23 protein-coding genes and 1 tRNA gene are annotated in these 22,462 nt (G+C 64.6%); 12 read left to right on the top strand and 12 right to left on the bottom strand.

The genetic code is table 11. From position 1 onward, the window contains the following. Positions 1-40: 40 nt before the first annotated feature. On the bottom strand, positions 41-577 hold the full coding sequence (locus tag BM083_RS09105) for a DUF7097 family protein (RefSeq protein ID WP_089868731.1): 537 nt from the start codon (positions 575-577) through the stop codon (positions 41-43). 85 nt (positions 578-662) lie between these two features. Further along, positions 663-2,798, bottom strand: coding sequence for a peptidase M6 (locus BM083_RS09100; RefSeq protein ID WP_394327613.1), 2,136 nt, complete (start codon positions 2,796-2,798; stop codon positions 663-665). Positions 2,799-2,963: 165 nt separating this feature from the next. Between BM083_RS09100 and BM083_RS09095 the strand changes: the two genes are divergently transcribed. Then, entirely contained in the window at positions 2,964-3,329 is a 366-nt protein-coding gene (locus tag BM083_RS09095) for a DUF192 domain-containing protein (protein WP_089868729.1), read from the top strand. Between the two features lie 178 nt (positions 3,330-3,507). After that, positions 3,508-5,043 (top strand): (R)-citramalate synthase, encoded by a 1,536-nt coding sequence (locus BM083_RS09090; RefSeq protein WP_089868727.1) that lies wholly within the window; start codon positions 3,508-3,510, stop codon positions 5,041-5,043. A gap of 252 nt (positions 5,044-5,295) precedes the next feature. Here the strand turns inward: BM083_RS09090 and BM083_RS09085 are convergent, their stop codons facing one another. After that, positions 5,296-6,519 (bottom strand): outer membrane protein assembly factor BamB family protein, encoded by a 1,224-nt coding sequence (locus BM083_RS09085; RefSeq protein WP_089868725.1) that lies wholly within the window; start codon positions 6,517-6,519, stop codon positions 5,296-5,298. A 110-nt stretch (positions 6,520-6,629) separates the two neighbouring features. Between BM083_RS09085 and BM083_RS09080 the strand changes: the two genes are divergently transcribed. Then, on the top strand, positions 6,630-6,947 hold the full coding sequence (locus BM083_RS09080) for a DUF8081 domain-containing protein (protein WP_089868723.1): 318 nt from the start codon (positions 6,630-6,632) through the stop codon (positions 6,945-6,947). A 1-nt stretch (position 6,948) separates the two neighbouring features. On the opposite strand, the gene BM083_RS09075 is transcribed toward BM083_RS09080, so the two are convergent. Then, positions 6,949-7,131, bottom strand: a complete 183-nt coding sequence (locus BM083_RS09075; RefSeq protein ID WP_009366504.1) for a hypothetical protein — start codon at positions 7,129-7,131, stop codon at positions 6,949-6,951. A gap of 205 nt (positions 7,132-7,336) precedes the next feature. On the opposite strand from BM083_RS09075, the gene BM083_RS09070 reads away from it, so the two are divergent. Further along, the gene (locus BM083_RS09070; RefSeq protein ID WP_089868721.1) at positions 7,337-7,744 is read left to right on the top strand and encodes a hypothetical protein; all 408 of its coding nucleotides are present in this window, start codon (positions 7,337-7,339) and stop codon (positions 7,742-7,744) included. A 209-nt stretch (positions 7,745-7,953) separates the two neighbouring features. On the opposite strand, the gene BM083_RS09065 is transcribed toward BM083_RS09070, so the two are convergent. Continuing rightward, positions 7,954-8,038: transfer RNA gene (locus BM083_RS09065), tRNA-Ser, on the bottom strand. Between the two features lie 120 nt (positions 8,039-8,158). Here BM083_RS09065 and BM083_RS09060 point away from each other — a divergent pair. Then, the gene (locus BM083_RS09060; RefSeq protein ID WP_009366506.1) at positions 8,159-9,109 is read left to right on the top strand and encodes an AAA family ATPase; all 951 of its coding nucleotides are present in this window, start codon (positions 8,159-8,161) and stop codon (positions 9,107-9,109) included. A 44-nt stretch (positions 9,110-9,153) separates the two neighbouring features. Here BM083_RS09060 and BM083_RS23255 read toward each other — a convergent pair whose 3' ends face one another. The 5 genes from BM083_RS23255 to BM083_RS09040 all read right to left on the bottom strand — a co-directional run bounded on the left by BM083_RS23255 (position 9,154) and on the right by BM083_RS09040 (position 12,756). Then, positions 9,154-9,300, bottom strand: coding sequence for a hypothetical protein (locus tag BM083_RS23255; RefSeq protein WP_177197594.1), 147 nt, complete (start codon positions 9,298-9,300; stop codon positions 9,154-9,156). A gap of 114 nt (positions 9,301-9,414) precedes the next feature. After that, positions 9,415-9,957 carry a DUF7519 family protein gene (locus BM083_RS09055; RefSeq protein WP_245756873.1) on the bottom strand — a complete coding sequence of 181 codons (543 nt, stop codon included), beginning with the start codon at positions 9,955-9,957 and terminating at the stop codon, positions 9,415-9,417. After that, on the bottom strand, positions 9,954-11,228 hold the full coding sequence (locus tag BM083_RS09050) for a DUF58 domain-containing protein (RefSeq protein WP_089868719.1): 1,275 nt from the start codon (positions 11,226-11,228) through the stop codon (positions 9,954-9,956). Before BM083_RS09050 ends, BM083_RS09055 begins: the two co-directional genes overlap by 4 nt. Next, positions 11,225-11,788: a DUF7269 family protein gene (locus BM083_RS09045; protein WP_089868716.1), complete on the bottom strand. Its 564-nt coding sequence runs from the start codon at positions 11,786-11,788 to the stop codon at positions 11,225-11,227. Before BM083_RS09045 ends, BM083_RS09050 begins: the two co-directional genes overlap by 4 nt. Further along, a complete protein-coding gene (locus BM083_RS09040; protein ID WP_089868714.1) occupies positions 11,785-12,756 on the bottom strand; it encodes a DUF4129 domain-containing protein in 972 nt (323 codons plus the stop codon). The genes BM083_RS09045 and BM083_RS09040 overlap by 4 nt, the downstream gene beginning before the upstream one ends. A 239-nt stretch (positions 12,757-12,995) precedes the next feature. Between BM083_RS09040 and BM083_RS09035 the strand changes: the two genes are divergently transcribed. Genes BM083_RS09035 through BM083_RS23770 form a run of 7 tightly spaced genes read left to right on the top strand, consistent with a single transcriptional unit; the run spans position 12,996 to position 20,124 of the window. Next, positions 12,996-15,287, top strand: a complete 2,292-nt coding sequence (locus BM083_RS09035) for a type II/IV secretion system ATPase subunit (protein ID WP_089868712.1) — start codon at positions 12,996-12,998, stop codon at positions 15,285-15,287. Beyond that, positions 15,284-17,260: a type II secretion system F family protein gene (locus BM083_RS09030; RefSeq protein ID WP_218148957.1), complete on the top strand. Its 1,977-nt coding sequence runs from the start codon at positions 15,284-15,286 to the stop codon at positions 17,258-17,260. The genes BM083_RS09035 and BM083_RS09030 overlap by 4 nt, the downstream gene beginning before the upstream one ends. Beyond that, the gene (locus BM083_RS09025) at positions 17,257-17,982 is read left to right on the top strand and encodes a DUF7289 family protein (RefSeq protein WP_089868710.1); all 726 of its coding nucleotides are present in this window, start codon (positions 17,257-17,259) and stop codon (positions 17,980-17,982) included. The genes BM083_RS09030 and BM083_RS09025 overlap by 4 nt, the downstream gene beginning before the upstream one ends. After that, a complete protein-coding gene (locus BM083_RS09020; protein ID WP_009366515.1) occupies positions 17,975-18,436 on the top strand; it encodes a DUF7266 family protein in 462 nt (153 codons plus the stop codon). The genes BM083_RS09025 and BM083_RS09020 overlap by 8 nt, the downstream gene beginning before the upstream one ends. Then, positions 18,433-19,179 carry a DUF7263 family protein gene (locus BM083_RS09015; RefSeq protein WP_218148956.1) on the top strand — a complete coding sequence of 249 codons (747 nt, stop codon included), beginning with the start codon at positions 18,433-18,435 and terminating at the stop codon, positions 19,177-19,179. The genes BM083_RS09020 and BM083_RS09015 overlap by 4 nt, the downstream gene beginning before the upstream one ends. After that, on the top strand, positions 19,172-19,588 hold the full coding sequence (locus BM083_RS09010) for a DUF7262 family protein (RefSeq protein WP_009366517.1): 417 nt from the start codon (positions 19,172-19,174) through the stop codon (positions 19,586-19,588). The genes BM083_RS09015 and BM083_RS09010 overlap by 8 nt, the downstream gene beginning before the upstream one ends. Next, entirely contained in the window at positions 19,585-20,124 is a 540-nt protein-coding gene (locus tag BM083_RS23770) for a DUF7261 family protein (RefSeq protein ID WP_089868708.1), read from the top strand. Before BM083_RS09010 ends, BM083_RS23770 begins: the two co-directional genes overlap by 4 nt. Here BM083_RS23770 and BM083_RS09000 read toward each other — a convergent pair. Together BM083_RS09000 and BM083_RS08995 are read right to left on the bottom strand one after the other, a co-directional pair. After that, positions 20,121-21,725 carry a Na+/H+ antiporter NhaC family protein gene (locus BM083_RS09000; RefSeq protein ID WP_089868706.1) on the bottom strand — a complete coding sequence of 535 codons (1,605 nt, stop codon included), beginning with the start codon at positions 21,723-21,725 and terminating at the stop codon, positions 20,121-20,123. The two genes, BM083_RS23770 and BM083_RS09000, sit on opposite strands and share 4 nt — an antisense overlap. 264 nt (positions 21,726-21,989) lie before the next feature. Then, positions 21,990-22,430 (bottom strand): cytidine deaminase, encoded by a 441-nt coding sequence (locus tag BM083_RS08995; RefSeq protein WP_089868704.1) that lies wholly within the window; start codon positions 22,428-22,430, stop codon positions 21,990-21,992. Positions 22,431-22,462: the final 32 nt, after the last annotated feature.

Below are 22,462 nucleotides of genomic sequence, written 5' to 3'. Positions count from 1 at the left end.
ACTGGCGTCGTTTTGCGCATCCCTGTGCATCATCTGGCCGTCACTCGTCACCGAACCGCTCGCGTGCCGACTGAAACCCGAACTCCTGCATCTCCTTCCCTCGGCGTTCCTCGCGGGCGGCGATAGCCTCCGGGTCGGGACTGGCGTCGTCGTCGATGCGAGCGAACGAGTCGTGGACCTTCGCGTGACACCACCGACAGAGCGCGACGGTAATCTCGTGGCTCACTTCGTCGTCGTCACCGGTCTCCGAACCGCCGTTTCCGTACGAGAGGTGGTGTTCCTCTAACAGAGGCCGGGCCGACTCGTGGGCCATCCGGACCTCTTCGAGACCACAGCGTACGCACTCCGTCCCGTCGGTGGTCGAGCGGTAGTGCGGGCAGTCACGCCATTCGCAGTCTTCGTCGCCCGCGAGACAGGCGTAGTCGTCGGCGCGGCGGGCGGCGGCGAACTCCGGGTCGTTTCCGGCGTACTGGAGGGCGTAGCGACACCGGCCGTCGTTCGTGAGGTGGTCACAGCGACCGGCGACGTCGTAGGGGTCGTCTACGCCGACCGGGGTACCGGTGGGCGTCTTCTCCATGGCTGTCGCTACGGCGGCAGACAGTTGAATCCGTCGGGGCGACGGGAAAAATCGTAATCGCGGTGAGTCGGTGTGAGAGGGACCGCTACTTCTCGTGACCCTTCTGCTTGCCGTCGTTACCTTTCTCTTCGTTCTCACCGGCGAACGTGAACTCCGCGCCGACCGGGACGCGGCCGCTCTCGTCCTCACCTGCGGCCCACGTCGACGCGACGATGACCGTCTCGAAGTTCCCGTTGTGGAGGAACTGCTTGAGGTCCTGTTCTCCGTTCTCGTCGAAAGTGCGCATGTCGAGTTGTTTGACCTTGTAGTTCCCGTTCTGCTTGATGCCGATGAACGTGAACTGGTACTCGACGTTGTCGCCGGTGGCCTCACGGAGACTCATGTAAGGTTCGGTGCTGTCGGTGGCGACGTCCTCGCCGGCGACCTGCACGTTCTTCACGTACATGCCGGGTTGGATGAACGCCCAGTCGGTGGCGTAGCGGAAGGAGACGAGCACGTCACCTTCGCCTTCGTACTCGGAGAGGTCGACCGATTGCTCGACCCATCCGTCGGACGTGCCGGTGTATCCGGGGACGTTCGCCTCGACCGTCGGGTGTGCACCGTCGGCGAGTTCACTGCTCATCTCGTCGGTTTCGACACTCTCCCACGTCTCGCCGCCGTCGGTCGAGACTTGGACGAAGCCGTAGTCCCACGTCGACTCGATGTCGTAGTAGGTCTCGTAGGTCAGCGTCGAGTCGCCCTCCGAGAGGTCCGCTTCGACGATGGCGTGGCGGTCCAGCAGATTGCCGGACCCGGAGTAGAGCACGTCGCCCTCGCCGGTGACGGGGTCGGTCGCCGTCTGCCACTTCGTGCCGATGAACTCCGTCCCGGTGACGGAGACGCTCTTGACGGGACCTTTGTCGGCGACGTCTATCTCCTGGTAGTTGGTCCCCCACGCGCCGGCCGTGCCGACGTCTTCGGAGGTGTTGACCTCGAGGTCGATACCGTCGATGTCGTACTCGTCTTTGTTCGGCTTGTCGACGTCGTCGAGGACGACGGCCGTCGAGAAGTCTTGGTACAGTTCGTAGAAGTCACGCTTCGCGCCGACTTCGTCGAGAGTCTTCTCGACGCCCGCGATGCCGTTCGCGTCCTCTTGTGCGAGGTTACTGATGAACTCCTGGCCGTACTGGTCGTCGAGGTACATCTGGAAGGCGAACGCGATACCGTAGTCCGCGAGCACGTTGATGGCGCCTTGGTCCTCCCAGTTGGTCAGCGAGTTGTACGGAATCTCTTCGTAGGCGGTGACGTGGCCCTCGGAGACGCCGTAGCCCGTCACGACCTCTGCGTAGTCGGACATCCCTTCGTTCACCCACGTCGTCTCGTCGGCGTCGAGGTCGTTGTGGATGAGATGTTGGAACTCGTGGGCGAGCGTACCCTCGTAGCCGACCGTTCTGTCCGTCTCGTTCACGTCGTCCCACCCGTAGGAGTCGACGTTGACGATGTTGCGGTTCGAGTAGTCCTGCACCGTCGAGGAGTAGTAGCCCGCGATGTAGACCGGGTAGTCCGAGTCGTAGTAGTTCTCGTCGCGGATGTTGTCGACGAGGAGGATGGTGCGGTCACCGCTTCCCTCGCCGGTGTTGTAGTAGTCTTCGGGGAAGAGGCCGAGTTGCGAGAGCGTCGAGTTGATGCCGTCGCGCGCCTTCGGCTTGCCGAACACTTCGACTTCGGGGTCGTACATCCGCTCGTCGAACTGCTCGGTCAGTGCCTCGGCCTGTTCCTCGGAGATGACGGGGTCCTGTCGCGGGTCGTCCGCAGCGGGGAACGACATGTTGCGTGCAACCCACACCTCGACGTTGTCACCGACCGAGACGGCGGTAAACTGCTTGAACGCGTAGCCGTCGGGACCGGAGGTGTAGAACAGTTTCGTCTCACCGACGAGTTCGGCGTCTTCGGTGTCGTCGCTCGGGTCCATCTCGATAGACTGCGCGTCAGCACTGCCACCGGAGCCACCGGCCGCACTCGTCGCGGAGTCGACGGTTATCGAGGAGGGGTCGTCGGGGTGTTCGAAGTAGTCCGCAGCGGGTTCGCCCTTGCGATACTTCGTCGTGGAGTCGTTCACGACGTCCTTCGGTTTGTGAAAGTCGCCAGCGGCCGAGGCGTCGAGTTGCGCGCTCGTCCCGCTCGCTGCTGTGGTTGCGAGCGCGCCGCCGGTCAGCACGACCGAACTGGCAGTCACAACCATGAGTGCCGTTAGTATGGTTCGTAGTTGCATCCGACCGACTAGCCCCAGAGTCAGTACTTAACAATTTTCATTTTTTAAATAGGTAATATTTTCCTCTGACCGTACCGGGTGCAACTCGGTCTGTTTGCCCAGACAGTTTTTGTGAGAGAGGCCGTAGGGGCACTCGTGCAACTCATCCACGACCCGAATGGAGGCAATCCTCGTGTGCTCGCTAGTCACGTCGACGTCGCAGACGGGGTGCTCTCGCAGGCCCGTGGATTGATGTTCCGTCGGTCGATTCCGGACGACTACGCACTGGCGTTCCCGTTCGACGAGGTGGGAACGCGGAGTCTCCACATGCTGTTCGTCCCCTTCGCCATCGACGCGCTCTGGGTCGTCGACGACGAAGTCGTGGGAACGAAGCGACTCTCGGCGTGGACCGGGCTGGGGTGGAACACCGCAGACGTCGTCTACGAACTCCCCGCCGGTGCCGCAGACGGCGTCGACGTCGGCGACACCGTCGTTCTCGACGGCGACGACGGAGCGGTGTGAGAGAGGTGCCGAGCGGCCAAGTTGACACCAAATGCTGTCCGAACCCGCTCCTTTATGACACCTGGAGGCATGGTACCGAGTACAATGTCGGAACACACCCCGACAGACGAGGATAGAGTAAGTCGCCGCGAGGCGGCTGGCTGTGAAATTCTCCGAGTCAACTGACGACCCACATACCGTGACCGAGTTATTCCGGGGCTCTCCCGAAGTTCCCCTCACTTCTGACAGACATGTACAGCTTCTCGACACTACACTCCGCGACGGCGAGCAGGCACCAGGTGTCTCGCTAACACCCGCGGAGAAAGCCGACATCGCACGCGCGCTCGACCGGGCGAACGTCTCCGTCATCGAAGCGGGGAGCGCCTGCACCGGCGCGGGCGAGCGCGAGACCATCCGTCGCGTGACGGACCTCGGTCTCGACGCGAAGGTGACGAGTTTCGCCCGCGGCGTCCAGAACGACATCGACCTCGCACTCGACTGCGACGTCGACGGCGTCACACTCGTCGTCCCCGCCAGCGACCGCCACGTCGAGACGAAAGTCGGGACGACGCGAGACGACGTCGTCTCGAAGACCGAAGACCTCGTGGCCTACGCGAAAGACCACGGACTCTGGGTCGAGATTCTCGGCGAAGACGGTTCGCGGGCCGACCTCGACTTCCTCGAACGACTCGCGAAGGCGGGTCTCGACGCCGGTGCCGACCGCTCGTGTTTCGCCGACACGGTCGGCCACACGAGTCCCGAACACACCTACGAGGCCGTCTCCCGACTCGCCGCCCTCGGGCCGACGAGTACGCACACGCACGACGACCTCGGGTTGGCGATGACGAACGTCTACGCCAGCCTCGCCGCCGGAGCAGACATGGTTCACGCGACGGTCAACGGCATCGGCGAACGCGCGGGCAACGTCGCACTCGAAGAGGTTGCCATCGCGCTCCACCACTGCTACGGCGTGGAGACGGCGAAACTCGACGAACTGTACGACCTCGCCCAACTCGTCGCCCACTCGACGGGTGTCGACCTCGCACCCAACAAAGCCGTCGTCGGTCAGAACGCGTTCACCCACGAGAGCGGCATCCACACCGACGGCACGCTCAAAGACGACTCGATGTACGAACCGTACGCGCCCGAGACGGTCGGTCGTGAACGCCGTCTCGTACTCGGCAAGCACGCCGGACGTGCGGGTGTCCGCGCCGCGTTAGAAGAACACGACGTCGACGTCGACGACGACGAACTCTCGACTGTCGTCGAACGCGTCAAGACGCTCGGCGACCGGGGCAAGCGCGTCACCGACGCCGACCTGCTCACCATCGCCGAGGAGGTGCAGGGTCGCGAGCGTGAGCGTCGCGTCGAACTGAAAGACCTCACCGCCGCGAGCGGTGGCGGGACGCCGACGGCCAGCGTTCGCCTTCTCGTCGACGGCGAGGAGCGCGTCGCTTCCGGTACCGGCAGTGGGCCGGTCGACGCCGCCGTCGAAGCTGTCCGCTCGGCACTCGGCGCGAGCGCGAACGCCCAGTTGGACTCCTATCACGTCGACGCCATCACCGGCGGGACGGACGCGATGGTCACCGTCGAAGTCCAGATGTCCCGAAACGACCGGACGGTCACCGTCGCCGCCTCCGACTCGGACATCACCCGCGCGAGCGTCGTCGCGATGGTCGACGCCCTCGACCGACTGCTCGCCTCGGACCCGGCCCCGACCCCGGCGGACGACTGACGCCAGAGACGGCCGTGCGTCCCGGTTTTACTTCGTACGTGGATACACGAGAGTCGCGTCGCTCGGCGGCGTCTCCAGAACCAACGCTCGCACGAACCTGCACGCGGCCGTGGTGTGCGAGAAAATCGTGGCCGCGTGCGGTGCGGTTCCGACCGTGCAGAGTTGGCCTAACGCAGTGCCTGCGTACTGGACGGAACACTAGAAGTCGGAACGATGATGTGCATAAACGTATCGGAGTTCAGTATCTCTCGCTCACTCGAACGCGTAGAGCGTGCCGTCGCTCGTCCCTGCATAGAGGCTGTCGCCGACGAGCGTCGGAGCGACGACGACGGGGTGACCCGTCTTCTTCGCCCAGAGCTTTGCTCCGTCCTCGGTATCGAATGCGAAGACGCGATGACCGGCCGAACCGACGTAGACGACGCCGGGCGCGTGACTCGGACCCGTGAGTGTCGCATCGTCGACGCGCTGGCTCCACCGGACGTCGCCGGACTCGGGGTCGACGCAGTGGAGCGTCTGTCCAGCGACGACGAACACGCCCTCGTCGCTGACGCTCGGTGGCGTGAGGATACTGCTCTCGAACGAGACCGACCACCGTTTCGACCCGGTCGACCGGTCGAGACAGCGGAGGTCTCCGTCGGACGTGCCCGCGTAGACGACGTCACCAGCGATGGTCGGTGGGGCGTTGACAGTCGACTCCGTCTCGTGGTCCCACTGCTGTGCGCCGCGCTTGTTGAGGCCAGTGACTTCGTCGGATGCCGTGACGACGACGCCCGAGTCGTCGACGGCGGGCGTCTGGACGCCGCCGTGCGGGAACAGCGCCGAACGAGCGACCTGCTCACCGTCGGCGACGCGGAGGCCGTAGACTTTCGAGTCCGCCGCACCGAAGTAGACGACACCGTCGTGGACAGTCAGGTCGGTTCGCGGGCCGTCACCGACAACTGACTCCCAGCGCGTCTTCCCCGTCGCAGGTTCGAGTGCATAGAGTCTGTCGGCGGCGACGAGCAGCGTCTCGTCCGTGCAGGCTGCTGCGTGTTCGAGTGTCGCTCCGAACGTACGCGTCCACTGCTCGCTCCCATCTCGACGGGTGTGAGCAGCGAGCGTCTTCCCAGAGACCGCGAACAGTCGGTCACCGAAGACGACTGGCGGTGCCTGTAGCCGACCGTCCAGTTTTGCGGTCCACCGAACAACCCCCGTCGTCGCGTTGCCTTCGGCCGCGAACCCAGTGTTCGCGGCGTCGCCGTAGGCCTGTGCCCACGCAGTGGCCGACGGGCTCGGTTCGGGTGTCGCCGTCTCGGTAGTCGCCGTCGGCGTGGCTGTCGCCGTCTCCGTCGCGTCGTCTCCAGTCGACGCCGGCGACTGCGTCACCACGTCGTCGGTGGTTCCCTCGTCTGACCCGCCGAGACAACCGGCGAGTGCAACTGCACCGCCACCAGCGACGAGGCGGAGGACCTCGCGCCGAACAAACTTCTTTTGCATACTGTCTTTTATGACTATATGTTAAATTAACTGTTGTGTTGTCACTGTGTGTCTGTCACACGGTCCACCCGTGTCGACCGGTTCATGTGTCTCGACCAAGTATACGGGGTGTGACCTACGTCGTCGACGTGAAACGCTCGGCCCGCCGAACGAACGGCGCTGTCGGGGCGGCCGTCTGTCGCGACGGGACGCGCTGGGAGTTCGACGACCGACCGGCCGCCGACGCGTGGGCCGACGACCTCTCGACGCGGGGTGACGGCCACGTCTGGGTTCGGCGTGCGGACCCCGACGACGACTCTCCTGCCGACGCCTATCTCGTCGGTCGTTACCGACAACCGCGACTCGACGGCGCGTACGATAAGCGCCGGCGTCGACTCTACACGCCGTCGGTGGAACAGGCCGGACTCACCGAGTACGAACTGGAGTGAGTCAGTTGACGCCGTCGGCGACCAGATACGTCCGGTTCGCGCGGCGTTCGAGTCGAACCGATGCCCCGTGTAGTTCGGTGTCGACGTAGTCGGTCAGTGTCGCGACGTCCATCTCCGTGACGTCGATGCGTCGATTACCCGTCGTTCCGGTCGTCTGTGGACTAGTGATGTGCAGTACGTCCATACACGAAGATGCACAGGAAGTGACTTGTAACTCATCCTAGCGGAGCGAAAGTGAAACTGCACGACGGCAGCGAACTGTTCGTTCACTCAGTCTCTCTAGTGCTGGGGAAGACACGAACAGTACATCGTGTCACTACCACATCCGAGCGAGCAGTTCGGGGCTTGGACGACCTATCATTTATGTTCGAATGAACGAAAGAGAAACTATGTCGAAAGTTGTCAACTCGTCGTTGCGTCCGACGGCGTCCGGTGTCGAGCGGTTCCTCGGTCTCTCGTTGCTGACGCTCCTCGGCGTCTACGTGCTCGGAGCGGTGAGTAGCAACGTGTTACCCACTCTCGACGCGGTCGGTGTGGTGTCGGTTCACCTCGCTCTCGTCGTCGCCGCACTCTTCCCGCTCGCCGTCGTGGGCCACGCCGTCGTCGGCCGTCTGTGGTCGACGCTCACACGGCCACGCCGTGTCGAGACTGTCACCGCGACTGTCGTCGTCGCCCTCTACTGTCTCGCGGCCGGACTCCAACTCGCAGCACTGCTACCGGAAGACGCCATCCTCGTGCTGTACGGCGCTGCTGTCGCTTCGTTGCTCGTGCTCGTCGGCCTCGTCGTGGGTCGTTGACGTTCTCGGGAGAACGCTGGCCGCTCGAAGACACAGTGGTCTCTCGTGGACTGGGTTCGCTGAGAAACGCCGAGAGTGAGAGTTGAACCACGGTCACTCCACTCGCTATCGCTCGTTTCGTTCTCTGGTTCAAACTCACAGTAGCGTGTACGACACTCACAGCAGTGGCGAGCACACGAGGTGCTCACCGTGTGAGTCGTGTCGAAAAGCGCCGAGAGTGAGATTTGAACTCACGTGTCCGAATGGACAGTAGATTTCGAATCTACCGCCTTGGCCGGGCTAGGCTATCTCGGCTTCCACTCACAACTGTGCCGTGATACGTTTAATCGGTTTCGATTTCTTCGGACCGTGTGGATGACAACCGAGTAACGTGTAATCGGTTAGCATAAGTGCGGGGGTCATCTCCCTCCGCGCATGGATATCGCAGCAGCAAGCGAAGCCTGCGACGACGTGTTCGACACCGTCCGCGGCGCGGTCATCGCCGAAGACGAGTTCCTCGAACGCGTCATGCTCGGCGTCCTCTCTCGCGGTCACGTCCTCCTCGAAGACGTCCCCGGAACGGGAAAGACGCTCACGGCACGCAGCATCGCCAAAGCCCTCGGACTGTCCTTCTCCCGCATCCAGTTCACCCCGGACCTCCTCCCCTCCGACGTCACCGGCACGAACATCTTCAACGAACAGGAGAGCAGTTTCGAGTTCTCGCAAGGCCCCATCTTCGCGAACGTCGTCCTCGCCGACGAGATAAACCGCGCACCGCCGAAGACGCAGGCCGCCCTCCTCGAGGCGATGGAAGAGGCACAGGTTACCGTCGACGGCGACACCTACCAGTTGCCGAAACCGTTCTTCGTCATCGCGACGCAGAACCCCGTCGAACAGGAGGGGACGTTCCCGCTCCCCGAGGCACAGGTCGACCGCTTCATCGTCAAGACGGCCATCGGCTATCCGGACCTCGACGGCGAAGTCGAACTCCTTCGCCGCCGTGTGAGCCGTGAAGCCCGCAGTCCCTCCGTCGAACGCGTGCTCTCGGAAGAAGCCGTCTTGGACATCCGGCGCGCGCCCGAGACGGTTCGCGTCGACGAGGACCTGCTGACCTACATGGCCGAAATCGCACAAGCGACGCGCCGTGACCGCCGGGTCGCAATCGGCGTCTCCCCCCGCGGGACGCAGCGACTCCTCGAGGCCGTCCGCTCACAGGCGGTGCTCCGGGGTCGTGAGTTCGTCACGCCGGACGACGTCAAACGCATCTGCCAGCCAGTGCTCGCCCACCGACTCGTCTTGACGCCGGACGCGAAGGTGAACGACGTCTCGAAAGCCGACGTCGTCGACGACGTTCTCGGCGACGTAACCGTACCGACGGTCGAATAGCGAGTAGCGAGTAACGAGCGTGGTGAGCGGTCGCTCGGCTAACTCTACGGCGACGCTGTCTCGTTCTCCGTATCACTCGGCGAGTGTGACAGGTTGACGACGACGCCACAGCAGTCGAATATCGACTCGGTAGGGCCGATGGTGACGACGACACCGGGCGTCTCCGAGCAGTTTGGGTTATAGTTGCACATGGAACGATGGGGAGGTTGTAGTGTTCCTCTGTTCATCGTTCTGACCTATGGCGGATAAAACTATTTGCCAGCATAGCGAATATCTTGCCAAACATGACGTGACGAGAAGGTGAGTCAGCGGTCGAGTACCGAGACGAGGAGAATGGCTCCGAAGAGGAGAAACACCAACGCTGTCAGTGGCTGGCCACTCGCCGCAGCGAGGTAGACGCCGTAGCCGAGTGCCGCGGTGACCGCGCCGACGGCGAGACTCGACGCCGCGTGGACGAGTTCGACACGGCGGGTGTCGGCTTCACGACCCAACTGCGCACCGACGCCGATACCGTTCTCACCCACGTCCCACGCGAGTACCGCTCCCAACGTGCCGACGACGAGCGGTTCGGGGCCCGCCCCCGACGCACCCGCGAGCAACACACCGACGAACAACAACCCGGCCCCTGCGGTCAGTATCCGCCGTGAGCCACGCACCAACCCGACACCGAGGACGAGTACTCCGACTGCCGCAGGAGCGACACCGGCGAGCGACCCGAGGGCCGACCCGAGCAGACTCACCACGCCTGCGCCGACGGCGAGCGTCGTGCTCACGATGGCGGGCGACCGGTCGATTTCGTCGACACCGGTCGTGTCGCTCGTGTCGCGCATGCCACGAATGCCGCTCATGCCGACCACCGCACGGAGGCCCGTGCGAGCTCTGTCGCCAGCGGCCCGTCTCCCCAGTCGACGACCCTGATTCCGCTCTGTCTGAGCCGGCTCAGCCGGTTCTGCCGTTCGAGACGAGCGAGTCGATGTCCCGGCGTGTCGTCGACAGTCGGGTCGGGGCTGACCACCGTGACGAGGTGGCCGATGGCGTCGAGTCGACGGGCGACAGACACCATGTAGTCGTCGGTCACCGGCGAGAACAGGAGTATCTGTGCGTCCGACGGCAGTCGTCGGAGGAGTCGACGGAGTCGAATCGACGGGAAGAACTTCCCGCCGTCGGGCGTCGACGACAACGCCGGATGCGTCGCCAGCAACTGCCGTGCTCTGGCGCGGTGGTCGTTGCCCGAACCGGGTGCCAGCCAGCACTCTTCTGGTCCGAGGGCGGCGATGCCGACACGGTCACCACTGGTGAGAAGCGACGAGAACGCCTGACTCGCCGCGTCGACACTGCGTTCGACGGCGTTTTCGCCGTCTTCACCGCCACCGAGATACGCGTCCTTCCGGACGTCGACGAGGAGAACGACCGTCGCCGCGCGTTCTTCGCGGAACTCCAGCGTCGCGAGGTCACCGCTCCGCGCGTATCGGTTCCAGTCGATGCGCTTCAGCGGGTCGCCGTGTTTGTACTCGCGCGTCGAGTGGAACTCCAGTCCCGTCCCGCCGACGTCGGTGGCGATACGGCCCGTGTACTGCGTCGTCAACCCGCGGAGCGGGAGGTCGGCCGTCGCATCGAGCGTCGGGAAACACCGCATCGACGTCTCACACTCGACTTCCGAGCGTCGCTCTCTGGACCCGCTCGCGTCGCGGGTGATCGCCACCGTGGGTTGCCACGCGTGGTCGCCGCGGACGGCCGTGACGACGTACTCGAACGTCGCCTGCTTCCCCGGTCTGAGCGCCGTCCCGTGTCGCGGCGACCCATCGGTGACAGACAGCGCAGGAGGGACACCGTCGACGAGTCGGAGGTCGGGAAGTGTCGCCTCGCCGGCGTTCGTCACCCGGACGGTCACGCGAACCTCGTCGTCGACGGCAGGCGTGTCCGTACTCAACTCGCGCTCGATACGGAGGTCGGGAACGGGTGCCTCACCGCTCCGAGCGTAGGCCGCGTAGGCGACGCCGACGACGGCGGTGAGGAGGAGCCCCGGTTGCCGACCGAAGACGATCGCCACGCCGACAGCGAGCGAGGCGACGACGCCGACACCGACCCATCGATTCGTGTCGAACGCCGTGCCGGTCATCGACCCACCTCTCGGAGCGACACGATGGCGTCGACGGTGTGACGGACCTGCACGAGGAACCGCGACTCTCGCCGAAAGAGGAGTCGAAGGCGTGTGCGGAGCGGTGGCGTCGGAACCTCTTCGGAGAGGAACCCGGCGGCGATGACGTCGTCGGTCCACGTTCCCGCACGGATGTGCGCCTCTGCTTCGTCGGGCGAACAGTGCTCGTGAATCACGAGGACGTCGACGGCCGTTCGGTGCAGTCGACTGCGGACGTCGCGTTGCTCGGAGACGTTTCGGAGCGACCAGCCGAGCGCACTCGACACCTGTCTGTCGAACTCGTCGCCGGGCGTCGGCACGCGAAACCGTTGTTCGGGGTCGCCGGTCTCCGTCTCGGCGTACTCGGACTGTCGCCGGCGACTCACGTACCGCAGTCCCTGGACGATGGCGAGAGCACCGACGAGCGTGACGAACGTGTACGTCAACGAGAAGCCGAACGTCTGTCGGAGGACGACGCTCACGAGACCGACGCCGACCGCGACGAGCGCCAAGAGTGAGAGGAGTCGCCCCGTGAGGCTCATCTGTCGCCTCCCGTCTCGGGGTCGTCGCCGTCGGCGTACGTGGACTCGATGCGCCGAAGCGCGTCCACGGCCCGCGCTTCACGTTCGTCCGTGACGTCGGCCCCGCCGTACCGGACGTCCTCGAAGAGGCCAGTGAGTTCGTCGACGTCCTCGCGGGCCATCCCGGCGTCGACGGCGGCCGCCGCGAACTCGCCAGCGGTACTGGACTGCGGTCGGGGAACGTCGAGCAGTCGCGTCATCTCGCCCCACGCGCGGTACACTTCGTTGTCGACGTCGGCGTCGGCTTCGATTCGGTCGGCGGCGTCGCCCGCCGCACGGCCGATAGCCGCGACGTCGGGCGCCGTGTCGTCCGGTTCGACCTCCGGTTCGGGCACCTCCTCCGTCGAGTCACCGGTCGAGAGGAACAGCATGAGTACGCTCCCGACGACGGCGACGACGAGGACGAGTCCCAAGAGTGCCGACGGCGCGGAGAGCACCTCTCCGGCTTGGTTCAACCCGGTCGCCCCACCTGCTTCCGGGAGGATGCTCGACCCGTTGTTGGGGGTTGGGATGAGCGACGACTCGCCTTCGTCCGAGACGACACACGCCGTCAGCAGCGACTGAACGAGTACCACAGGGATTCCGACACCGAACAGCGTCGCTCCCGAGAGGATAGCCGACCGAGTCCGCCAGTAGACGACGCCGACGAGCAATGCCATCCCGGCGAGGAGGAGTGCGACTGTCGACGGCGCACTCAACACGGGGTAACACGGGAAGTTAGAGCTCACTTGTCCGCCGAAGAGAGGCCCCTCGTTGCCGACACCGCCACCGGTGTCACTATCGCTGACTCCGGACTCTGCACCGGGGCCCGCACCGAGACGACTGCCGCCTTCGGCAGTCGTCGCCGTATCTAACGTCGCGGCGGAGATGGAGAGGGCGACGACGGCGAGGAGAGCGAAGACCACTGTCAGGGCCGTGTTGCGATTCACGCCACAAGTTAGCATGAAATCAGGTAAAGGCGTTTCGAGAACGTCGCGTCGATGACACGCGAACGAGAGACACCGATAGAAGTCTGAGTTCCTTCGTCCCGAGTCGGTGTCCAATATTTGATAGGATATTCGGAGAGCGGATAAAGGTAAGAAATCAAGACAGTCTCCGAAAATTTAAAACGTAAACTGTCACCATTCCCAGCCATGTCAATCGACGGACTGTGGGAGGACTCCGGTCGATGACGGTCGACGTCCCGTCACCACTTCCACCAGACGATGCCGATGCGTGGTACGCCCCGGACGTTCAGGCACAGTACGAACCGCACCCCGGCGTCGTCGCGACGATACGCGAGACGGAGGCTGGCTTCGACTACGACGTGCGAGAACCAGTGCTCGGCGCGGACGGTGAGGTGGGGATGGAACAGATTCGCGACCACTTCAGTACGGCCGGCCGGCGGCGGCCACTCACACGCGAGGGTGCCGTCGAACGTGCCGAACACGGGTTCGAACCGAAGTACGAACGCGTTCTCGACCGACTGCTCGACGCCTCGACGGCGACGCGACGGCGAGTGAACTACCACGCGCTGTGTGAACTCCGCGTCCTCGAAGCGGTGACACCACTCGCTCTCGACGACCGTATCGAAATCGTCGACACGGGCGACGACACTGTCGACGAGGCCGGTGAGGGACCACATCTCGTCGTCCACACGGAGAACTTCGCGCCAGCGACGACCGAGTTCGCGGCCGACACCGACTTCGTGGGCCGCATCGCGGGCGAGCGACTGACGCGATACACCGTCCCGTTCTGTGGGTTCGGTGTGGAAGTGGTCGTCTACCGCGAGCATCTCCTCGGAAGCGACCGATTCACGACGAAGTACGCCGTCCTCGAACCGGACCTCCTACCCGGCGACGAAGCACTCATCGACGAGTGCAAGTCCCGTATCTGGGAGGCGAACGTCGAACGCGTCGTCGACGACCCGCGAACCTTCGTCGGCAACCGTGCCCGACAGTTCCTCTCGCGGCGACTCACGGCGCGAAACACTCGCGCGTGGGTCGACGCGGCGACGTATCGGATGAAACGCGCACTCGCCGAGTACGACCTCGCCGTCCCGCCGGTCGACAGTCGGTTCGCCGAGGACCGCCTCGACGATCTCGTCTACTACGTCCTCCGCGACTACGTCGGTGAACACATCCTCACCGTCCCGATTCGCGACCCGCATCTCGAAGACATCGAGGCCAACCGGGTCGGTGAGCGGGTGAAGGTAGTCCCTCGGACAGATATCGTCGGTGCTGGTGGCGACGGCGTCGGAACCGGTAGAGACGGCCGTGTGCCGACGAACCTCACGTTCGACGAGGAGACGACGTTCGTCAACGTCGTCACGCAACTCGCCGCCAGCGACGGGACGGAGTTGAACGCGAGCACACCGAGCGCGAAGGTGAACCTCTCGCCGCCGTCGGTCGACGAGACCATCCGGTGTGCCGTCGCGTTGCCGGTCATCAGCGAGGACGGCCCGCACGTCTCTATCCGCAAGCAATCCGCCGACGCGCTCACCCCCATCGACCTCGTGCAGAACGGCGCGCTCTCGACGGAGGTCGTGACACTACTCTGGTTGCTCTACGAGTACCACGGTATCGCGCTGTTCTCCGGGCCGACGGGTGTCGGGAAGACGACGCTGATGAACGCCCACATGCCCTTCATCCCGTACGACGACCGGCCCATCAGCATCGACGAAGGCTCACGAGAGGTCAGACTCCCGCACGAGACGGGCGTCTCGCTCACCACCCGCGACCACGAAAACGAGTACAAGCGCATCACGATGGCAGACCTGATGACCGAGACGAACTACCTGAACCCCGACGTCGAGGTCATCGCCGAGATAAACACGCCCGCGAGTTTCGAGACGTTCGCCGAGACGCTCAACACCGGCCACGGCGTCATCGGGACGACCCACGCCGAAGACGTCGAGACACTCGTCAACCGCGTCGTCGAGCAGGGACTACCGCCGTACCTCCTGCGCGAAATCGACCTCGTCGTGTTCCCCCGGCACGTCGACGGTGAGCGCTACGTCGGCGAAGTCGTCGAACTCGTCTCGGCCGACGACTACGAGGACGTCTCCGGCCGCTGCGGCGTCGTCGAGAAAGATGACACCGAGATACACTGGAACACCGTCGCGTGGCGCGATACGAGCGGCGAGTTCCACCTCGACTACGCCCATCCGCAACTCGGCGACGACAGTCGTCGCGTCGGACTGACGACGTTCGACCGACTGGCCGCGCGAACCGACCGCGACGTCGAGGCCGTCGAAGCCGAGTTCCACCGCAAACATCGATACGTCCAGTATCTGGTCCGAGAGGGTGTCGAAGACGTCGAGACGTTGTTCGACTTCCTCGCTGACCTCCGGACGGACGAGGCAGCGACCGTCGAGCGCGCCAGTCGGCAACTCGAACGCGCGGAGCGAAGCGAACGCGACGGACGAGACGAGCAAGACGAGTGGGACGCTACCGTGGCGACCGACGGAGGAGAGGGATGACGCTCGGGACGACCACGTCTTCGTCTTCGTCCTCGTCAGCGTCCGCGTCGTCTGGCTCTACGGACCCGAACGCGACGTCGCTCTCTGTCCCCGACCGAGCACTGTACGCTCTCTTCGCGCGCCACGCCGACACGGACCGACACACCAGTGACCGCCGACACTACCGTGGGACCGACCTCCGGACGAGTTTCGACGTCTACCTCGCACGAGTGTACGGCGTCTCGTGGCTCGCGTTCGCCGCGCTCGTCGTCCCGACGTTCCTCCTCGCCGTCGCGTTGCCAGCGTCGACGCTCGCTGCCGTCGCGACGTTTCTCGAATCGGGCGTTCCGGTCGTCGACCAACTCGGCGTTCCGGCGATGCCGCGCGTGTACGCCGCCGTCGGTGTCTCGTTCGTCGTCGCCGCCCTCGGCAAGTGGACCACCGTTCGCCTCGGCGGACTCCATCTCCGCTGGCGGGCCACCGCCCGACGCTCGGACATCGAGCGCACGCTTCCCGGTGCAGTGCGCTATCTGCACGCGCTCTCCTCGGGGAGCGACGACCAGCGAGCGATGCTGCGGAAGGTCGCCGACAGCGACGCCTACGGCGAGACGGCCGTGTCGCTTCGGAAGGCGCTGAACACGGCCGCACTGACGGGAAGTGTCAACGAGGGACTCCGGCGCGTCGCTCGCGACACTCCCTCGCGAGACGCACTCGCCCCGTTCCTCCTTAAGTTCCGCGAACACGCCGACCAAGGCTCCGAAGAACTCGCGAACTACCTCCAGATGGAGAGTCGGATGCTCGGCCACCGACAGGCGCGAGCGAGAGAGCGCGCGGAAGGCTTTCTCGAACTCCTCGCGGAGTTGTTCATCGTCCTCCTCGTGATGCCGTCGCTCTTGGTCATCGTCCTCACGGTGATGAGCGTGCTGGCACCCGGTCTCTCTGCGCCGATACACACTCCGCTCGGGTCGCTATCCGTACGCGCAGCTATCGTCTACGGGAGCGCCGCGTTCGTCCTCCTCGTCGGCGTCGTCGCGAGCACGCTCGTCGGGACGCTCCGCCCGGCGGACCAGTCGACGGCGTACGCCCGACCGGCGAGTGTCCTCGACACCCTCCGGACGGCAGGGACGAATCCAGCGAGTGCGGCCGTCGTCGTGGCGGTTCCGACATGTCTCGTCGCTGCGTTCCTCTGGAACACCGGCTACCACCCGGTCAACGTCGCCCTCCTCACCTACGTCGCCTACGCGCTCCCCGTCGGCGTCGTCTCCGTCCGACGTGCCCGTCTCGACGATGCCAAAGACCGGGAGATAGAGGACTTCGTCCACGCCGTCTCCGGGCACGTCAGTCTCGGCCGACCGTTTCCCGAGGCGGTCGAAGTCGTCGCCCGCGACGTCGACCTCGGTGCGCTGAACCCTGACGTCTCTGACCTCGCGTTCAACCTGCGGTTGACGACGAGCGGCCAGGTCGACGACGGGTCAGTCGGTGACGGCGAGGGTGAGAACGGTCTTCGTTCGGCCGCACTCGGTCGCTTCGTCGACCGAGTGGGGACGCCACTCGCCGCGCAGTCGATGGGTCTCGTCACCGGGGCACTCGACGCCGGGAGCGACACCGAAGCCGTCTTCGACACCCTCCAGACCGAAATCGGACGACTGTACCACGAGAAACAAGCGCTCCGGTCGAATCTCCTCGTCTACGTCGCCGTCGGCTGGACGACGGCGCTCCTCGTCGTCGGCATCACCGTCGCCGTCAACAGCTACGTCCTCGACGGGTTCGCTCAACTCTCGTCGCTCTCCGGTGGGTCGGGGTTCGCCTTCGACCCGAACGCCGTCGACCCGGCCCGCGACCGGTTCCGCTTCTACGTCGTCACGCAGGCGACGATGCTCGCTTCGGGATGGTTCGCGGGAACGGCGAGTCGAGGTCGGTACGAGGCGCTGTTGCACTCGGGAGCACTGGTCGTGGTGTGTTACGTCGTCTTCGCGGGGGCGGGATTGGTGTGAACGCCCACCCCACTGGACGTGCACAATCCGCCGTCGTCGGCGTCGCTCTCCTCCTCGGGGTGACGATGCTCAGTCTCGGTGTGCTCACGGCGAGTATCGGCACCGTCGTCCAGAGTAACGCCGACGCCGCCGACGCGGGCCGCGTCGCCACCGACCTCGACGCGGCACTCGACCCCGTCTCGGCGACCGGTCCCGACAGCGGTCACGTCTCGTTCACCGACGGAAAACTCCGCCGCGTCGACCGGAGCGTCCGCCTCCTGAACGACTCGGGAGTGGTCAGAAACGAGTCCGTCGACGGCCTGGTCTACAGCAACGAACACCACCGCGTCGCCTTCTCGTCGGGCGCAGTCGTCCGCGGGACGGGCGAGAACGCGCGGTTCACGGCCGACCCGCCGCTGGCGACGTCCGAGAACGTGCTCCTCGTCGGCGTCGCACGACTGAACGCGTCGGGTCCGGACACCGTCGATGGGACGAATCAACGAGTGCGACTGGAGACGAACGTCAGCCACCGACGACAGTCGCTCGGGAACGACTCCTATCGCGTCGCCGTCGAGACGGCGACACCCGCCGCGTGGGAACGATACTTCGCACGGCAGAACGCGACGACGACCAGACGAGACTTCGACGGCGACGGCGTGACGAGTGTCGTCGGGCAGTATCCAGGTGACCGGACGACGTATCTCGTCGTCCACGACGTACGGTTGGTGATTCGCCATGGGTGAGCGGTGGCGAGACGACCGGGCTGTCTCGCCCGTCGTCGGCAAGACGCTCGAACTCGGTATCGTCGTGCTGTTCGTCGGTCTGATGACGACGACGCTCTACGGTGGCATCGTCCCGGACTACCGGACGAGTGCCGGTGCGGAAGTCGGCGACCGAACGCTCGTCACCGCCGCAGAGCGCATCGAGACGTCGATTCCACCGAACGCGACGGCGGTTCACGGCGAGACGCGAATCGACCTGCCACGGACCATCCGTGGCGAACAGTACGAACTCCACACGACGAACGGGACGCTCGTTCTCGACCATCCGCTCGCCGAGATTGGTGGTCGGACGCCGCTGGCGCTCCCCGACGCAGTGGTCGATATCTCGGGAACGTGGCGAAGCGGCGACGACCTACTCGTCGTCGTCGATGGAACGCCGCGCGGTCTGACCGTCGAACTGGAGGGGTCAACGTGAACCGGAGTGGGCGAACTCGCGAACCCCGCGAAAACCGCGAATCCCGCGAATCCCGCGAAAACCGCGAAAACCGTGGACAAGCGAACCTCCCGGTCCTCGCCGTCGCGTTGATTCTCCTGACGACGGTGACGGCCGTGAGCGTCGCACTGGCAGACGGTGCGCTCGTCTCTGCGGACCGCGACGCTGCAGACAGACGTATCGCGAACACAGTCGCGACACGACTCACCGCTGCCGATGCGTCGGTTACGACACGGGCGAACGTCCTGAACGAGACGGCGGTCGAGTCACTGAACGCGACTGAGCTCCGCCAGTCGGTCCCGACTGCTCGGGCGGCCAGCGTTCGAGTTCGACTCGCCGGGCAGACGCTCGTCGAACACGGAACTCCCACAGATGGGGTGACGATTCGGCGGGTCGTCCTCGTCTCGAACCGGACGAGCGAGACGCGGACGCTCGACCTCTCGACGGCGACGTCGGTGACGCTACCGCGGCGAACGGCCCGCGTCCGTCTCGACGTCCAGACAGGCACCGACACGACCGTCTCGACCGTCCGTGCCAACGACCGGGTCGTCCTCCACGACGACGCCGGTCTGAGCGACGGCGGGGTGATGGAGGTGCGAGCGTCACGGTACGAGACGACGACGCTATCGTTCGAGACGAGCGGTGAGAGGACTGGAACGGTGACGGTGACGTACTACCCCGCCGAGACGACGAAGGCGGTATTGGCGGTGACGGCCGATGCGTAGGCGGAGCGACCGAGCGCAACTCTCACTGTCGGCCATCGAAGCGAGTGTCGGCGTCGTGTTGGTGCTCGCCGTCGCCGCCGGCTTCGGTCTCGGGCTGCCACAACCGGAGACGCAAGCGGCGCAACTCGACGCGTACGCCACCGACGCGACCACCGTGCTGTCGAGAGAAGCGCCCCGACACGGGGGAGCGACGCGTCTCTCGGAAGTCACTCGGTCGGAGACGAGTTTCACTCGTGAGCGAGACGCACTAGAGCGACGTGTCGACCGGATTCTCCCGGCGAACCTCATGTTCCGCCTGCAGACGCCACACGGGAGCGTCGGCTACCGGCGACCGACCGGCGTCCCCGTCGGTCAGTCGACGGTGACGACCTTGCACGGCGACGTCACTATCTGGGTGTGGTACACATGAGAAGCGGAGAGACCGAACGTCGCGGGCAACTCGTCCTCGTCGCCGCCGGTGTCGTCGCGATTGCCCTCGTGCCGATGGTCGCCGCGTACCTCCAGTTGGGCTATCACGCCGACGTCGATGCGAGCGCCGAGTACCGCCAGCCAGTCTCGAACGCAGAGCGCGTCCTCGAACGGGCCGTCCACAACGCGACAGTGAGCGTCCGTGGCGACTACGACTGGTCGCAACGAACACTCGCCGCCGACGGTGTCAACCGGACACTCGACCCTTATCGGACGCGAGTCGAGCAGTCACGACTGGACACTGGCGTCGTCTACGAGGTGACGCAGAACGGGTCGGCCGCGGGGAGATGGGCCGTTCAGCACTGTCCGAGTGGCCCGAACCGCGAGTTCGGCGACTGCGAGGCGGTCGGTGGTGTCGTCGTCCAAGAGCGAGCGGGTGAGACACACGCGCTCGCCGTCGTCTACGACGTTCGAGTGACGACCGAAGACGGAACGACGGACGTGACGTTCGTGTTCCGCGGCGTGGGTGGTCGTTAGTCGTCGCTGGTCACACGCTGCGTCGCCGCCCTCGTCGAGGCCGGTTTCGCCGAGAGGTCCTTGCGCCGCGCGTCCAACTCAGAGAACCCGTAGACGAGACCGATCAGTGTCAGAATCCCGACCGGGAGCAAGACGAGCGGACTGAGGTTCGTCGCACCGTACAGCAGGTACACCACGATGGTCGCGAGGAGGACGGTGAACGCGTAGTACATCTGTGTCCGGACGTGGTCGATGTGGTCGGACCCCGCGAACGTCGAGGCGAGGACGGTGGTGTCGGAGATGGGCGAGCAGTTGTCACCGAAGATGGCACCACTGAACATCGCACCGATGGCGACGGCGAGGAACTGCGGTTCGTTGCCGCCGATCTCCCACGCCAGCGGGATGACGATGGGCGTCATGATGGACATCGTCCCCCACGAGGTGCCGATAGCGAAGGCGATGAACGCCGAGGTGACGAACACGACGACGGGAACCATCATCGGCGAGACCACACCGGTCGCGAACTGCGTGACGTACGCGCCGGTTCCGAGTGCCGTCGCGACGGCCCCGATAGACCACGCGAGGACGAGGATGCTGAGCGCCGGGAGCATCGTCCCGAACCCGTCGAGAATCGTCTCCATCGACTGTTCGAGCGACAAGAGACCCTCGGTCAGACCGAGCACGACGGCCGTCGCCACCATCGCGAACGACCCCCAGACGAGTGCCGTCGCAATATCGGTGTTGTTGACCATCTCGACGAGCGTCCGGTCGGGCGCGTACCCCATCGTCACCGCACCGCCGACGACGACGGCGACGAGCACTGTGACGGGGAGGAAGAACACGCGCAACGGTGCGTCGTCGGTGATCGGTTCACCGAGTTCGTTCTTGATGTTCTGAAGCGGTTGGGCGTCCTCACGGATGACGTTGCCCGTCCGCTGGGCGCGGGATTCGGCGTCGAGCATCTCGCCGAAGTCGCGTTGTGTGATGACGATGATGCCGACCATCGCTATCGCGAGAATCGAGTAGACGTTGAACGGGATGCTCTGGATGAACGTCGCCGCCGCAGACGGCGTCTGGTCGGCGATGCCGAGTTCCTGGTACTGGTTCGCGATGAGACCGATCTCGAAGGCGACCCAACTCGAGATGCCGATTGTCGCCACCGGTGCGGCAGTCGAATCGAGCAGGTACGCCAACTTCTCGCGAGACATCTTCATCTCGTCGGCGAGGTTCTTCATCGAACTGCCGACGATGGCGTTGTTCGCGTAGTCGTCGAAGTTCCAGAGAATGCCGAGTAGCCACGTCGCGAGTCCGATCTTCCGATGTGAGTCGACTCGTTTCGTCGCGAAGTTCGTGATAGCGAGTGCACCACCCAACCGCCAGATGAGTGCGATTCCAGCCCCGATTTGGAGCGTGAAGATCAGAATCTTCGCGTTGAACGTGCTCTCACCGATGGACGTGATGACCCAGTCGTACAACTGTGCGACGCCGGTTCCACCACCGTAGATGATGCCACCCACCCAGATGCCGATGAAGAGTGATAGCATCGCGCGACGTGTCGCAATCGCGAGAACGATTGCTAACAGTGGTGGTACCAACGATAAAACGCCGAAGTCTGACGCCATGCTATTCGGGTACACGACTCATCCGTGAAAGGTCTTATTGCCAGCGTATTGAGGAGTCCCCCCAACGACGACTCTCAGTATCGGCCGATTGTTGAGTGCGCTGGCGGTGTCTGTGCGAGCCGAGAAAGACGACAACCAGACGCAAAAATATCTGATTACCTCTGTCAAAGATGCCCCTCAGCCGACGAGTTCGAGCCGATGCTCGAAACGAGTGGGGTGAGAGAACTGTGAAAGGAGAGACGAACAGCGACGCGACGGAACGCGTTACTCCAAGTGGGTCTTCCGGTAGCTCTTGACGTATTTACCGGGGAGCAGGTCTACAGCACGCGTCTTTTTCACCTCACCGTCGTGGTCGTAGATGACGGTGATGTCCTCGTCGAGGTCCGAGATGAGTTCCCGGCAGACGCCGCACGGGGAGACGACGGGTATCTCGTCGCCTTCGTCGGGACCAGGGTGTCGGACGGACGCAATCACGTCGATGTCGTGTGCGCCGTCGGAGACGGCCGTCCCGAGTGCAATCGGTTCGGCGCAGACGGAGGCGCGACCGACGTTGGCTTCGATGTGGACGGCGCTGTAGACGTCGCCCGATTTCGTTCTGACAGCGGAACCGACGTAGTGGCGACTGTGGACATAATTCTCTGTAACGACACGTCTCGCTTCTTCGACGAGCGCTTCGTCGTCTTCGGTGAGTGTATTCTGTGACATTTTGATGGAAGTAGTTGTATAGTTGTCTGTGA

Source organism: Halogranum rubrum (genome assembly GCF_900114455.1).
Classification (GTDB): Archaea; Halobacteriota; Halobacteria; order Halobacteriales; family Haloferacaceae; genus Halogranum; species Halogranum rubrum.
Note: the sequence above shows the minus strand (reverse complement) of the source record. Positions and strands in the feature narration are given on the sequence as shown.